This is a genomic window from Marivivens aquimaris (genome assembly GCF_015220045.1).
Lineage (GTDB): Bacteria > Pseudomonadota > Alphaproteobacteria > Rhodobacterales > Rhodobacteraceae > Marivivens > Marivivens aquimaris.
This window is the reverse complement of record NZ_JADBGB010000001.1, coordinates 1,019,777-1,033,108: the sequence shown is the minus strand read 5'-3', so window position 1 is coordinate 1,033,108 and position 13,332 is coordinate 1,019,777. Positions and strand designations below refer to the sequence as shown.

General features: G+C 63.9%; 11 protein-coding genes. 9 read left to right on the top strand and 2 right to left on the bottom strand.

The genetic code is table 11. The annotated features are described in order from the left end of the window. The first annotated feature begins 100 nt into the window (after positions 1–100). From IF204_RS05155 to trpE, 3 genes are all read left to right on the top strand, one after another. Positions 101–1,279 carry an aminotransferase gene (locus IF204_RS05155; protein WP_194095200.1) on the top strand — a complete coding sequence of 393 codons (1,179 nt, stop codon included), beginning with the start codon at positions 101–103 and terminating at the stop codon, positions 1,277–1,279. A gap of 84 nt (positions 1,280–1,363) precedes the next feature. Then, the gene (locus IF204_RS05150) at positions 1,364–3,208 is read left to right on the top strand and encodes a peptidylprolyl isomerase (protein WP_194095199.1); all 1,845 of its coding nucleotides are present in this window, start codon (positions 1,364–1,366) and stop codon (positions 3,206–3,208) included. Between the two features lie 15 nt (positions 3,209–3,223). Then, positions 3,224–4,735, top strand: a complete 1,512-nt coding sequence (trpE, locus tag IF204_RS05145; protein WP_194095198.1) for an anthranilate synthase component I — start codon at positions 3,224–3,226, stop codon at positions 4,733–4,735. 91 nt (positions 4,736–4,826) lie between these two features. On the opposite strand, the gene IF204_RS20255 is transcribed toward trpE, so the two are convergent. Beyond that, a complete protein-coding gene (locus IF204_RS20255) occupies positions 4,827–6,281 on the bottom strand; it encodes a divergent polysaccharide deacetylase family protein (protein WP_194095196.1) in 1,455 nt (484 codons plus the stop codon). A 155-nt stretch (positions 6,282–6,436) separates the two neighbouring features. Here IF204_RS20255 and IF204_RS05135 point away from each other — a divergent pair, with 155 nt between their 5' ends. The 6 genes from IF204_RS05135 (at position 6,437) to lexA (ending at position 11,318) form a co-directional block, all read left to right on the top strand. Further along, the gene (locus IF204_RS05135) at positions 6,437–7,024 is read left to right on the top strand and encodes an anthranilate synthase component II (protein WP_194095194.1); all 588 of its coding nucleotides are present in this window, start codon (positions 6,437–6,439) and stop codon (positions 7,022–7,024) included. Then, positions 7,021–8,037 (top strand): anthranilate phosphoribosyltransferase, encoded by a 1,017-nt coding sequence (gene trpD, locus IF204_RS05130; protein ID WP_194095192.1) that lies wholly within the window; start codon positions 7,021–7,023, stop codon positions 8,035–8,037. Before IF204_RS05135 ends, trpD begins: the two co-directional genes overlap by 4 nt. 47 nt (positions 8,038–8,084) lie before the next feature. Beyond that, the gene (gene trpC / locus IF204_RS05125; protein ID WP_194095190.1) at positions 8,085–8,897 is read left to right on the top strand and encodes an indole-3-glycerol phosphate synthase TrpC; all 813 of its coding nucleotides are present in this window, start codon (positions 8,085–8,087) and stop codon (positions 8,895–8,897) included. After that, positions 8,897–9,373 (top strand): cyclic pyranopterin monophosphate synthase MoaC, encoded by a 477-nt coding sequence (gene moaC / locus IF204_RS05120; RefSeq protein WP_194095188.1) that lies wholly within the window; start codon positions 8,897–8,899, stop codon positions 9,371–9,373. Before trpC ends, moaC begins: the two co-directional genes overlap by 1 nt. Position 9,374: 1 nt before the next feature. Then, a complete protein-coding gene (locus tag IF204_RS05115) occupies positions 9,375–10,547 on the top strand; it encodes a molybdopterin molybdotransferase MoeA (protein WP_194095186.1) in 1,173 nt (390 codons plus the stop codon). Between the two features lie 84 nt (positions 10,548–10,631). Beyond that, positions 10,632–11,318 (top strand): transcriptional repressor LexA, encoded by a 687-nt coding sequence (lexA, locus tag IF204_RS05110; RefSeq protein WP_167638747.1) that lies wholly within the window; start codon positions 10,632–10,634, stop codon positions 11,316–11,318. Here lexA and IF204_RS05105 read toward each other — a convergent pair. Beyond that, a complete protein-coding gene (locus IF204_RS05105) occupies positions 11,275–13,305 on the bottom strand; it encodes a ComEC/Rec2 family competence protein (protein WP_322743261.1) in 2,031 nt (676 codons plus the stop codon). The genes lexA and IF204_RS05105 overlap by 44 nt on opposite strands. Positions 13,306–13,332 lie beyond the last annotated feature (27 nt).

The following is a 13,332-nucleotide window of genomic DNA, read 5'->3' as shown; positions in this document are numbered from 1 at the left end:
CTGACGGAAAATACCTCCGCCGGAGGCAGCCCGAGGGCGAGGCCAGCGGCCGAGGACGAGATATAACCTCGCGCCGCAGGCGCTCCTTGGGATACCGAACATGACGCACCTCTCCCGCACCCAGACCACCTTCGCCCCGCCGGTGATGGAGGCACGCCGCTGGATCGAGGGCGTCACGTTCCCCGAAGACCGCCCGCTCATCAACGTCAGTCAGGCCGCACCCGTCGACACTCCGCCGGAGCCGATGCTGCGCGCAATGGCCGACATGGTGGTGAACGACGCCTCCTCGCACCTCTACGGTCCGGTTCTGGGTCTGCCGGAACTCCGCGCAGAGATCGCAAAGCAGTGGACCGCGTCCTATGGCGGCACTCTCGCCGCGGATCAGGTCGCCATCACCTCTGGCTGCAACCAAGCGTTTACGGCTGTCACCACCGCGCTCTGCACCGAAGGTGACGAAGTCATTCTGCCCGTCCCCTACTACTTCAACCACCGCATGTGGCTGGACATGGCAGACGTCAAAACCGTGCCGCTCACGCCGCGCGAAGGTCTGATCCCGCACGCCGAAGACGCCGCCGCGCTCATCACCGAACGCACGCAGGCCATCGTCCTTGTCAGCCCGAACAATCCCGGCGGTGTCGAGTATCCCGCCGAAACCCTCGCTGCGTTCTATGATCTCTGCCAATCCAAAGGCATCAAGCTGATCGTGGACGAAACCTACCGCGATTTCGATGCGCGGGACGGCGCGCCCCATGACCTCTTCACCCGTGAGAACTGGGAAGAGACGTTCATCCAGCTCTATTCGTTTTCCAAAGCCTACCGCCTCACGGGCCACCGCGTCGGTGCCGTCTGCGCATCAACGCCGATCCTTGCCGAGGTCGAAAAGTATCTCGACACCGTTGCAATCTGCCCGAACCAGATCGGCCAGAAGGCCGCGCTCTGGGGGATGCAGAACCTGTCGCAGTGGCTGGCGGGTGAGCGGGCCGAGATCCTCGACCGCCGCGCTGCGATCAACGAAGGCTTCCACCGCCTCGCGGACAAGGGCTGGAAGCTGCTCGGCTGCGGTGCCTACTTTGCCTATGTCGAACACCCCTTCGATCTGCCGTCCGATGAAGTCGCCAAGAAACTCGTGACTGAGGCGGGCGTTCTGCTGCTTCCGGGAACAATGTTCATGCCGAACGACAACGCGGCAGGTAAACGCCAGCTCCGCATTGCATTCGCCAATGTGGACCGCGCGGGCATCAACACATTGTTTGATCGTTTGGAGCAGGTCGCTCTCTGATCTTGCGCCCCGCATCTGGCCTGTTATTGAGTTGCGGGCCGTTATAATTGATCCGGCAGTACGTACCGACGGGAGGAGCCGAAAGTGGCGACGAAGAAGAAATCGAGCATTGGCGTCTACATTGTTCTGGGTGTGGTCGTGGTCAGCTTGCTCGGATTTGGCAGCACCAACCTCTCCCTCTCCAACAACACGCTCGCGTCTGTCGGTGACAAGGAAATTACCACGCAGGAATTCGGTCTCGAACTGGATCAGGCCCGCCAGAGCCTGAGCGCCCAGTACCAGACGCCGATCAGCATGGCGCAGATGCAGGCATCGGGCATTCCGCAGGACGTGTTGAGCGGTATGCTCAACCGCCGGATCATGGAAAACGCTGCTGCCGATCTGGGCATCTCTGCCGGTGACGACGCCGTGCGCGAGAGCGTTCAGGCCAACCCGCTGTTCCAGAGCCGCCTGACCGGCCAGTTCGACCGCGACACCTATCGCAACGTGGTTAGCCAGATGGGCACCCGCGAAGCCCGCTACGAGGACAAAGTCCGTGACGAAGTTGCAGGCACCCTCCTCCAGCTTGGTCTGGTGACGGGCATCGAGCCGGCCACCAATTTTGCCGAAGTGCGCGCCGAATACCTCGCGACCCGCCGCGACATCACTTGGGCCTCGCTCGACGAAAGCATCCTGACGGAGCCGGTCGCCGCACCGACCGACGAAGAGCTGGCCGCCTACCACGAAGCGCACGCCGCCGACTTTACTCGTCCCGAAACCAAGGTCATCACCGTCGCGTCGCTCCTGCCGTCGGACATCGCGGAAAGCCTCGATTTCGATGACGAGACCCTGCGCGCGCTCTACGACCAGCGTTTCGACGTCTACAACACCGAAGAGCGCCGCCTCGTCGAGCGTCTGCCGTTCGCCGATCAGGCCGCTGCTGAAGAAGCCAAAGCCGCGATCGACGCGGGCGAGACCACCTTTGACGCCATTGTCACCGAACGCGGTCTGACGCTGGACGATATCGACCTCGGCGACGTGTCCAAGCGCGACCTCAGCAACGCGGGCGACGCTGTCTTTGCTGCCGAAACCGGTGAGGTGGTCGGCCCGATCGACACGCTCGTCGGTCCCGCCCTGTTCCGCATGAACGCCGTTCTTGCCGCGGACTCCGTGCCGTTCGAAGAGGCCCGCGAGGAGCTGCGCAACGAACAGGCGCTGACCCAAGCCCGCCGCCAGATCGCTGAACAGGCCGAACTCATCACCGACGAACTGGCTGGCGGCGTTGCGCTGCAGGACCTGCCGGATAGCACCGACATTACCGTTTCGACCGTCGAATGGACCGCCGAGGACACCGACGGCATGGCCGCCTACCCTGAATTCCGCGAAGCTGCGGCGAACGGCGAAATCGGCGACTACCCCGAGGTCATCGCGCTCGAAGACGGCGGCCTCTTTGCCATGGAAATCACCGAAGTACGCGAGCCGGAAGTCATCCCGCTGGATGAAGCCCGCGCCGAGGTCGAAGCCGCATGGATGGCCGACGCCACCCGCAACGCCATCGTCGAAAAAGGCCGCGAGCTGACCGGCGAGCTGGCAAACGGCGCATCGTTCGAAGAGCTCGGCCTCTCGCCGCAGCAGGACGACAACGTGACCCGCCGCACCTTCATCGACCGCACCCCGCAGGGCTTTGTCCAAGAGGTCTTCGCGACCAACATCGGTGAGGCCTTCGCTGTGCCCTACGCAGACGGCGCTGTGATCGCCCGCGTGGACGAGGAAAAAGCGCCCGAGCAAGGCAATGCCGACACCGAAGCGCTGATGACGACCGAAGCCGAGCGCGCCGCCAACGGCTTGGCCGAGGATATCTTCCTCATCACCCTGCGCGAGCTCGAAGCCAAAACCGAGGTCGACATCAACGACGCGGCTGTCAGCGCTGTCCTGACCCAATTCCAGTAAACGGGAACCTGTTAAATGGCGCTCAGCCCCGACTTCGAGACGTTCAAGTCCAACTTCGACGCAGGCAAGAACCAGATCGTTTTCACCCGCCTCGCGGCCGACCTCGACACCGCCGTGTCGCTGATGCTGCGCCTTGCCGGTGCGGGTAAAGATGCGTTCATGCTCGAAAGCGTGACCGGCGGCGAAATCCGCGGTCGCTACTCGATCATCGGCATGAACCCCGATCTCGTGTGGGAATGCCGCGGCGAGACGGCGCGCCTGAACCGCTCGGCCCGTTATGACGAGGACGCTTTCGTTGACGAACAGGACGATCCGCTGACCTCGCTGCGCAAGCTGCTGGACGAAAGCAGGATTGATCTGCCCCACGATCTGCCTGCTGCGGCGGCGGGTCTGTTCGGCTACCTCGGTTACGACACGATCCGTCTGGTCGAACGCCTGCCGGACGCCAACCCCGATCCCATCGGCCTGCCCGATGCGGTGATGATGCGCCCGACCGTGATCGCGGTGCTGGATGGCGTCAAAGGCGACGTGATCCTCGTGTCCCCCGCATGGGCGAACACCGGCATGTCGGCAAAGGCCGCCTACGCCCAAGCCGCCGAGCGGGTGATGGACGCGCAGCGCGCCATGGACCGCCCCGTGCCCGTCGACAGCCGCGAATTCCGCGAGGCGCATGACGCGGCCCCTGCCATTTCGAATTTCTCCAAAGAAGGGTTCATGGCAGCGGTCGAGAAGGCCAAGGACTACATCCGCGCGGGCGACATTTTCCAGGTTGTGCCGTCCCAGCGCTGGACGCAGGATTTCAAAGAGCCGCCCTTCGCGCTCTACCGTTCGCTGCGCCGCACAAACCCGTCGCCCTACATGTTCTACTTCAACTTCGGCGGCTACCAGATCATCGGCGCGAGCCCCGAGATTCTCGTGCAGGTCGTCGGCAGCCGCGTGACGATCCGCCCGATCGCAGGCACCCGCCCGCGCGGCGCAACGCCCGAAGAAGACAACGCGCTCGAAGCCGATCTGCTGGCCGACAAAAAGGAACTGGCAGAGCACCTGATGTTGCTCGACCTCGGCCGCAATGACGTCGGCCGCGTGTCCAAGATCGGCACCGTGCGCCCGACCGAAGAGTTCATCGTCGAGCGCTACAGCCACGTCATGCACATTGTCTCGAACGTTGTGGGCGAGCTGTCAGAGGACCACGACGCGCTGTCCGCGTTCTTTGCGGGCATGCCTGCTGGCACCGTTTCGGGCGCGCCGAAGGTCCGCGCGATGGAGATCATCGACGAGCTGGAGCCCGAAAAGCGCGGCGTCTATGGCGGCGGTGTGGGCTATTTCAGCGCCAACGGTGACATGGACATGTGTATCGCGCTGCGCACTGCGGTTCTGAAAGACGAGAAGCTGTACATTCAGGCCGGTGCGGGGATCGTCTACGACTCCAACCCCGACTCCGAGTACATGGAGACCGTTCACAAATCGAACGCGATCCGCAAAGCCGCCGAAGACGCCTCGCGGTTCACCAGCAGCGGCAACCGTTGAGGGATTGGGGGCTCTGCCCCCGCGCTGACGCGCTCCCCCAAGGTATTTTTGTCAGAATGAAGAAGGGCGCCCGATTGAGGCGCCCTTTGTTTTAGTCCTGTTCGAGCAGGATGGCCGACACGGGCGCGAGTGCGACCTGACTGGCGCGGTTGGCTGTCGCCCAGAGCGTCAGGGCCGAGATGGTTTCGGCGCGGATACGAGCGAGCAGCACTGCGCCGTCCTGCTGGCGGGTCTGGAACGCCGCGAAGTCGAGGAAGCGGCGGATCACCGTGGCGTCCTGACCGTTGCTATCCAGATCGCGGGCAATTTCCACTGCGGGCACATCGAAGGTATCCGCAAGGCGCAGGCCAGAACCGAGACCGTCGACACCGCTGATATAGCCGCGCCCGTCCGCGTCGAGGCGGCTGAGGACGGCTTCGGTCGCTTGGCGGCTGGGCTGTGCGCCGTCGATACCGATATCAAGGAGCGCGACGGTTTCGGGCAGTTCGTTGAAGGTGGCCTCCATCGAGATGGCTGCGTCACCAGCGGATGCGCCTGCGGGCAGATCGGCGATCGCGACAACTTCGATACCGGCGCTGCGGTAATCACGCATTTTCTGAGCGGCGTTTTCCTCCGACATCGGGATAGCGACCGTCACGTCGAAGGGGATCGAGCGCACCAGCGTCGGGCCGTCGGGCAGCGCGCCCTCGTCGATCAGGATGATCGAGAGTTTCGGCATCTCCAGCGGGTCGGTGAACGGGATCGAATAGGCAACCAGCGCTTCGCTCATGGCCGAGGGTGCGGCCTCGGTCGCGGTGGTTTCTGTCGTTGTATCGTCCACGAGGCGCCGGATTACGACGCCGTCGGAGTTACCCGGCATTGAGTTGCCGCCGACCTGAATGGACGACGGGCGTTCGCGCGGCACAACAGGTGTGGGTTCCGGCGTGGGCGTTGCGATGTCGGTGTTGGTTTCGGGCGCGGCCTCCGGCGCTTCGACCGCAGGGCGATCCACAGCGACGTCAGGCAGCGGGGTGTCGTCGGTCGAGGGCACAGCGCCTGCGCCGTCTTCGGCTTCGGCGGCGGGCATGTCATCTTCCGGCACTTCGACGATGACCGGCACGGCGGATTCGGTGCTGACCGACAGGTTGCTTTCATTCGGCGGGGTTTGGGGCGCGGCGGCGAGCGGGCTTGGCAGCACGGGATCTTCGTCCGTGGCAGAAACCGCAGGATCGCTGTTCACCGTCGGGGTATCAAGCTCCATGCCGAGCGAGGCGTCGACCTGCGGCTTATCCGCAGAGAGCGTCATGTCGGGTGTTTCCTCGACCTCCGCTTCGGTTTCGGTGGGCGGCGGGGCCAGCACGGGTGCTTCGATCTGGATGCCCGTCACAGGCTCCACTTCGAGCGTCGGCTCTTCGGGCATGGCGACCTCTGGGGCCAGCGTGGTGGTGTCTTCGACCTGCGGTGCCTCGTTCGAAATCGGGACCGAAACGAACAGCGAAGCCGCCGCAAGTCCCAGCCCGGCGACGATTGCGCCGACCGCTGCTCCACCTAGTAATCCGCGTAACACGTTTGTGCCCCCGTGTTTTGTAGTCTGCCCTCACAATTCTCCGATCAGGAGTGGCCCCCGCACCTTGACGATGGAGGCTGAACGGGATTGTGTAGGCCCGACTATATCGCCGACTTTGTCTCCGGCAAAACCCCTAAATGCTTGTTGGGCCTACCATGTTGCTCTTGATCGATAACTACGACAGCTTCACCTACAACCTTGTCCACTATCTGGGCGAATTGGGCGCTGACGTACGGGTCTGGCGTAACGATGCGCTGAATGTTCAGGAAGCAATGGCGATGAAGCCCGAAGCGATCCTGCTCTCGCCCGGACCGGCGACCCCCGATGATGCGGGCATCTGCCTTGCGCTGACCGAAGCTGCGGCAGAGACGAAAACGCCGCTGATGGGTGTGTGCCTCGGCCATCAGACCATCGGTCAGGCATTCGGCGGCAACGTCGTGCGCTGCCACGAAATCGTCCACGGCAAGATGGGCACCATGCATCACGAAAACAAAGGTGTTTTTGCGGGTTTGCCCTCGCCTTTTGCCGCAACGCGCTACCATTCGCTGGTCGTCGAGCGCGAAAGCCTTCCGGACTGTCTCGAGGTCACTGCGCAGCTTGAGGACGGGACCATCATGGGTCTCCAGCACAAGGAGCTGCCGATCCAGGGCGTGCAGTTCCACCCCGAAAGCATCGCTTCCGAGCACGGACACCAGATGCTCGAAAACTTCCTGACTATCGCCAAGATGAAGGTGAACGCATGACCGACGCAATCAAACCGCTCATCTACGCTGCTTCCGAAGGTCCGCTGTCGCGGGCGCAGGCCAATCAGGCGTTCGAAATCCTGTTCGAAGGCGGCGCAAGCCACGCGCAGGTCGCGGGTCTTCTGATGGCGATGCGCGCCCGTGGCGAGTCCGTGTCCGAATACGCCGCTGCCGCAGCCGCCATGCGCGCCAAGTGCATCCCCGTGAACGCCCCCGAGGGCGCGATCGACATCGTTGGTACGGGTGGTGACGGCCTTGGCACGCTGAACATTTCGACCGCGACCGCCTTTGTTGTCGCTGGTGCGGGCGTGCCCGTGGCCAAGCACGGCAACCGCAATGTGTCGTCGAAATCGGGCGCTGCCGATGCGCTCGGCCAGCTGGGCATCAACGTCATGGTCGGCGCGGATATCGTGGAGCGCGGGCTGAAAGAGGCGAACATCGCCTTCATGATGGCCCCGATGCACCACCCCGCGATGAAGCACGTCATGCCCGTGCGTCAGGAACTGGGCTGCAAAACGATCTTTAACATCCTCGGCCCGCTGACCAACCCCGCTGGCGTCAAGCGTCAGCTCACGGGTGCTTTTGCAGTCGACCTGATCTGGCCGATGGCGGAGACGCTGAAAGAACTTGGCGCTGAAAAGGCGTGGCTCGTGCACGGTAACGACGGCATGGACGAGCTGTCCATCACCGGCGCCAGCTCGGTCGCCGCGCTCGAGGACGGAGAGATCAAAGGCCTCGAAGTCCACCCCGAGGACGCCGGTCTGCCCGTGCACCGTCTGCGCGATATCCTCGGCGGTACACCCGAGGAAAACGCCGATGCGCTGCGTGCGCTGCTTGAGGGCGAAGCCGGTGCCTACCGCGATGCCGTCCTGCTGAACGCCGCCGCCGCGCTGGTGGTTGCGGACCGCGCGAGCAGCCTCAAGGAAGGCGTTGAAATCGCAACTGAATCCATCGATAGCCACCGCGCGAAGGCCGCAGTCACCATGCTGGCCAAAGTCACGTCGGAAGCCTGAAATACCAAACTGGCAGCCCCGCATGTGCGGCCGCCACCGGAGTAATTATGACCGCCACCATTCTGGATAAAATCAAAGCCTACAAGCTCGAGGAAGTCGCCTCGCGCAAGGAGGCCCGCCCGCTGTCCGAGGTCGAGGATGCCGCCAATAACGCGTCTCCCGTCCGCGGCTTCCACGAGAGCCTTCAGGCCGCCAGCCGCGAAGGTTACGGCCTGATCGCCGAGGTCAAAAAAGCCAGCCCGTCCAAGGGCCTGATCCGTCCGGACTTCGATCCGCCCGCGATTGCCAAAGCCTACGAAGAAGGCGGCGCAGCCTGCCTGTCCGTCCTCACCGACGCGCCGAGCTTCCAAGGCCACGAGGACTACCTGATCGCCGCCCGCGAGGCCGTCGAACTGCCCGTCCTGCGCAAAGACTTCATGTACGACACCTACCAAGTCGCCGAAGCCCGCGCGATGGGTGCCGACTGCATCCTGATCATCATGGCTTCGGTCGAGGACGCGCAGGCACAGGAACTCGAAGCCGCGGCGTTCGACTACAACATGGACGTGCTGATCGAGGTCCACGACGCCGAGGAACTGGAGCGCGCCACGCTCCTGAAATCCCCGATGATCGGCATCAACAACCGCAACCTCAACACCTTCGAGACCTCGCTGGACACCACCCGCCAGCTGTCGCGCATGGTGCCTGCGGACCGCATGATCGTCTGCGAAAGCGGCCTTTTCTCGCCTGAAGACCTCGCTGACATGGCCCGCTACGGTGCCCGCAGCTTCCTCATCGGTGAGAGCCTCATGCGTCAGGACGACGTTGCGAACGCGACCCGCACTCTGCTCGCCAACCCGCTGAACGCCGGAGGATACTGATGTCGGGCCTCAGCCACTTCGACGAGGCCGGTAAGGCCCACATGGTCGACGTCTCGGACAAAGCCGTGACGTCCCGCATCGCAGTGGCCGAGGGCTACATCACCATGACGCCTGAAACGCTTGCCCTCGTCGTCGAGGGCCGTGCTGAAAAAGGCGACGTGCTCGGCATCGCCCGCCTTGCTGGCATCATGGGCGCCAAGAAAACCGCAGAGCTGATCCCGCTCTGCCACCCGCTCCCGATCACCAAGGTCTCGGTCGAGCTGACCGCCGACGAAGCGCTTCCCGGCGTGCGCATCTCGGCCACCGTCAAAACCACCGGCCAGACCGGCGTCGAAATGGAGGCCCTCACCGCCGTCTCCACAGCCGCCCTGACCGTCCACGACATGGTCAAAGCCGTCCAGAAAGACATGGTTATCGGCGGAATCCGCGTGACAATGAAAGACGGCGGCAAATCCGGACGCTTCGAGGCGGAATGACATGATCTCTGTCGAGGAAGCGCAGCGTCTTTGCCTCGGGCTTGCGGACACTGTCGGCACCGAGGAAATCGCGCTTGCTGACGCGGCGGGGCGTGTTCTGGCGGTCACCGCGCAGGCCGGCCGCGCGCAGCCTCCGTTCCGCTCGGCGGCGATGGACGGTTATGCGGTCAAGGACAGCGAAGTCGCCATTGGTGCACGCTTCACCGTCGTCGGCGAGTCCGCTGCGGGTCATGGCTGGGACGGCACGTTGCAAGCGGGCCAAGCGGTCCGGATCTTCACCGGTGCACCCGTGCCCGAAGGGGCCGACCACGTCGTCATTCAAGAGGACATCTCCCGCGACGGCGACACGATTACCATCCAGCCCAACCTCGGTGACGGCCCGAACATCCGCCCCGAAGGCGTTGATTTCCCGTCCGATTTCACGCTCAAGGCCCCTCGCCGTCTAAGCGCTATCGACCTCGCACTTCTGGCCGCCATGAACGTCGACCGCGTGACCGTGGCAAAGCGCCCCGTGGTCGACATCCTCGCCACCGGCGACGAACTGGTCATGCCGGGCGAAGTGCCGACCCGCGACCAGATCATCGCGTCTAACCTCTTCGCGATCAAAGCGCTGGTCGAACAGGCTGGCGGCATCGCGCACATCCACCCGATTGCCGCCGACACCGAAGAGGCGATCACCGAAGCGATGAAGGCCATGACCGGCGACATCGCGATCACCATCGGCGGCGCGTCCGTCGGCGACTACGATCTGGTCGGCAAAGTCAGCGATGCGCTCGGCGTTGAGCGGTCGTTCTACAAGATCGCCATGCGGCCCGGTAAGCCGCTGATTGCAGGACGTTTTCCGCATGGCGCGCCTTACCTCGGCCTGCCGGGCAACCCAGTGTCCGCCATCGTTTGCGCGCTGCTGTTCCTCATCCCGCTGGTCAAGCGGATGCAGGGGCTGGAGGACGTGTTCCCCGCGACCCGCACCGCCCGCCTCGCCCACGACACCCCGAAAAACGGGCCGCGCACGCACTACATGCGCGCCACGATCGAAGGCGACGAGGTGACCATTGCCGGATCGCAGGACAGCTCGCTGCTGACCGTCATGGCCGAGGCGAACTGCCTCGTGATCCGCCCCATCGGTGACGAGGCGCGCCAGAAAGGCGAAGTCGTTGAAATCGTTCCACTGTGAACGGAATTGTTGACACAAAACGGGAACATGGGTAGAACATAGAATAAACGCGGTCCAAACCGCGAAACTGTGCAAGGATGCCCCATGCTGACCAAAAAACAGCTCGACCTGCTCGAATTCATCCATAAGCGCGTGCAGCGCGATGGTGTGCCGCCGTCTTTCGATGAAATGAAGGACGCGCTGGATCTGCGGTCGAAATCCGGCATCCACCGTTTAATTACCGCATTGGAAGAACGCGGATTTATCCGCCGCCTTGCACACCGCGCCCGCGCGCTCGAAATCCTGAAGCTGCCCGAAAGCCTGCAGGAAAAGCACGGCTTCACGCCCGAGGTTATCGACGGCGGCAAAGCGGACAAGCCGAAGCCCGCACCAATGGTCGAGGCGATTGGCGTGATCGAACTACCCGTCATGGGCCGCATCGCCGCCGGTGTGCCGATCGAAGCGATTTCCGAGATCAGCCACAACGTGATGATCCCGCAGACCATGGTCGGCAAGGGCGACCATTTCGCGCTAGAAGTCCGCGGTGACTCGATGATTGAGGTCGGTATCAACGACGGTGACGTGGTGATCATCCGCGAAACCACCACTGCCGATAACGGCGATATCGTCGTGGCGCTGGTCGAAGATGCTGAAGCAACGCTGAAAACCTTCCGCCGCCAGAAAGGCATGATCGCACTGGAAGCGGCGAATCCCGCCTACGAGACGCGGATGTTGCGCGACGATCAGGTCAAGGTTCAGGGCCGCCTCGTCGGTCTGATCCGAAGCTACTGAGGGTGAGCGGCGCTGCGCCGCCGTTCCAAAGCCTCTCACCGGTGATTTGACGGGCGGTCTCGATCCGCCCGTTTTCATATATGGCGACCGAGCCTGTCTGGCGCAGGCGGCTGAGATCAAAGGTCTCGCAAGGGCGCTCTCCGGCATCGGGCTGGTTGGTGACGAGGTAGCGCGCTCCGCCGCAGTCTTGCAGGGTCTCAAGTGACCGTTTTCCCGAAATGGCGCGGATCGGTGAGTTCTCAGCAATGCGCCCCGCCGCGATGTCCTGCGCCGCACCGTCTCCGTCATTCTGCAGCCAGTTTTCGGCAGAGAAGCCGTCGCCCTTGGGTTTGTTCAGCGCCCTGCCCTCGGCTGTCATTACGCCGACCAAGCCTCCGGTGTCAGAGATCAGGATATAAGGGCGCTCGGTCTGGGACCAGAGGACGGCGGACAGTGCCATCGGAGCCAGCCCAGCTAGACGGAAATACCCCCGCGCGATGGCAAACCACAGCCCTCCGAACGCCATGAGGCCCAAGACGGCCGGCTTCGGCGAGACGATGAACGTCACGGGTTTGGGCCAGCTCGCCACGGTTTCCGCGACCGTTAGAATCCAGCCAAGGCCGAAGTCCATCAGCGCGAACCCGATCCATTCAAGGCCCAAGGGCGCAAGGACCAGCGCTGCGATGGCGGACGGCATGACGACCGCGCCCATCATCGGCACGCTGAGGACGTTGGCGATCAATCCATAGTGGCTGATCTGGTTGAAATGCGCGGCGGAAAACGGCGCGGTGGCGAGGCCCGCGAGCGCGGATGACGCGATGACGCCGACCAGCGGGCGCAAGAGCTTCGGTGCTCTCGGGAACCGTCCGCGCATCGCTTGAAAGCCTGTGACCAGTGCCACAGTCGCGGCGAAAGACATCTGGAATCCAGGGCCCATGACTTCCTGAGGGGCCGCGATCAGGATCAACGTCGCGGCCACGGCGACCGAGCGGATGGAGATCGCGCGGCGGTCTAGCAGCACGGCGATGAACATGACCGTGACCATAACGAAGGCTCGCTGGGTGGCGACGCTGGCTCCGGACAGCACGAGGTAGCCCGCGCCCGCCATAATCGCCAAAACGGCAGCGATCTTGCGGGTCGGCCAGCGCAGCGCGACGGGCGGAAAGAGCGCGAACAACAAGCGTGCGCCGCCGAAGACCAACCCTGTCAGCAGGCCCATGTGCAGGCCCGAAATTGCCAGAAGGTGCGCGAGGTTCGTGGCCCGCAGTGCCTCCACCGCCGTCTCGTCCAGCGTCGAGCGGTCGCCTGTGATGATGGCCGCAGCGAAGCCTCCGGTCCGGTCGGGCATATGGGCGCGGATGACCTCGGACAGGTGATGGCGGAAGGCGGCAATGGGGTGCGAGCGGTCCGGCAGCGCGATCGCCACGGCGGGCGTGCGGGTGTAGCCGACGGCCCCCAGCCGGTCGAACCAAGCGCTGCGCTGGAAATCGTAGCCCCCCGGCTCGACCGGACCGGAGGGCGGCGACAAGTGCCCCGTCATCCCGACGCGCAGGCCGATCTCGGGCTCCATCCAGTTCTGATCGCCATGTAGGGACACGCGGACGCGCTCCGGCGTGCGGTCCGGTCCCATCCGCTCCAGCACCACCTGATCGAGCATCAAACGGACCGCGCCCGATTGCGACTGGTCGATGTGCACGATCCGCCCGACGATCGGCCCATAGTAGCGGAACGTCAGTTGCGGCGCGGCAAGGCGGTTGGCGTGAAACCCCGCCAACAGTGCTCCGCTCACCGCCAACGCAACGACGAACCACACAGGCCGCCAGCGCGAAAACACGATGCCAAGAACCCACGCCAGCAAGGCCCAAGCAAACAACCACGACCACTCCGTCACGGATGGATCGCGCCCCAACCCAAAGTACCAGACGACCCCGCAGCCCATCAGCACGGGCACCCAATTGGGCAGGTATCCCCGCTGAAGACCCCACTGCCGGACCAACCAATCCCACACCTGCACTTGTCCTGACCTGCCTTGCCC

Bases quoted from the DNA above. Each gene is read 5' to 3' on its own strand.
- IF204_RS05155 (WP_194095200.1), top strand. From the start codon at position 101: ATGACGCACCTCTCCCGCACCCAGACCACCTTCGCCCCGCCGGTGATG.
- trpE (WP_194095198.1), top strand. From the start codon at position 3,224: ATGGCGCTCAGCCCCGACTTCGAGACGTTCAAGTCCAACTTCGACGCA.
- IF204_RS05135 (WP_194095194.1), top strand. From the start codon at position 6,437: ATGTTGCTCTTGATCGATAACTACGACAGCTTCACCTACAACCTTGTC.
- trpD (WP_194095192.1), top strand. From the start codon at position 7,021: ATGACCGACGCAATCAAACCGCTCATCTACGCTGCTTCCGAAGGTCCG.
- trpC (WP_194095190.1), top strand. From the start codon at position 8,085: ATGACCGCCACCATTCTGGATAAAATCAAAGCCTACAAGCTCGAGGAA.
- moaC (WP_194095188.1), top strand. From the start codon at position 8,897: ATGTCGGGCCTCAGCCACTTCGACGAGGCCGGTAAGGCCCACATGGTC.
- IF204_RS05115 (WP_194095186.1), top strand. From the start codon at position 9,375: ATGATCTCTGTCGAGGAAGCGCAGCGTCTTTGCCTCGGGCTTGCGGAC.
- lexA (WP_167638747.1), top strand. From the start codon at position 10,632: ATGCTGACCAAAAAACAGCTCGACCTGCTCGAATTCATCCATAAGCGC.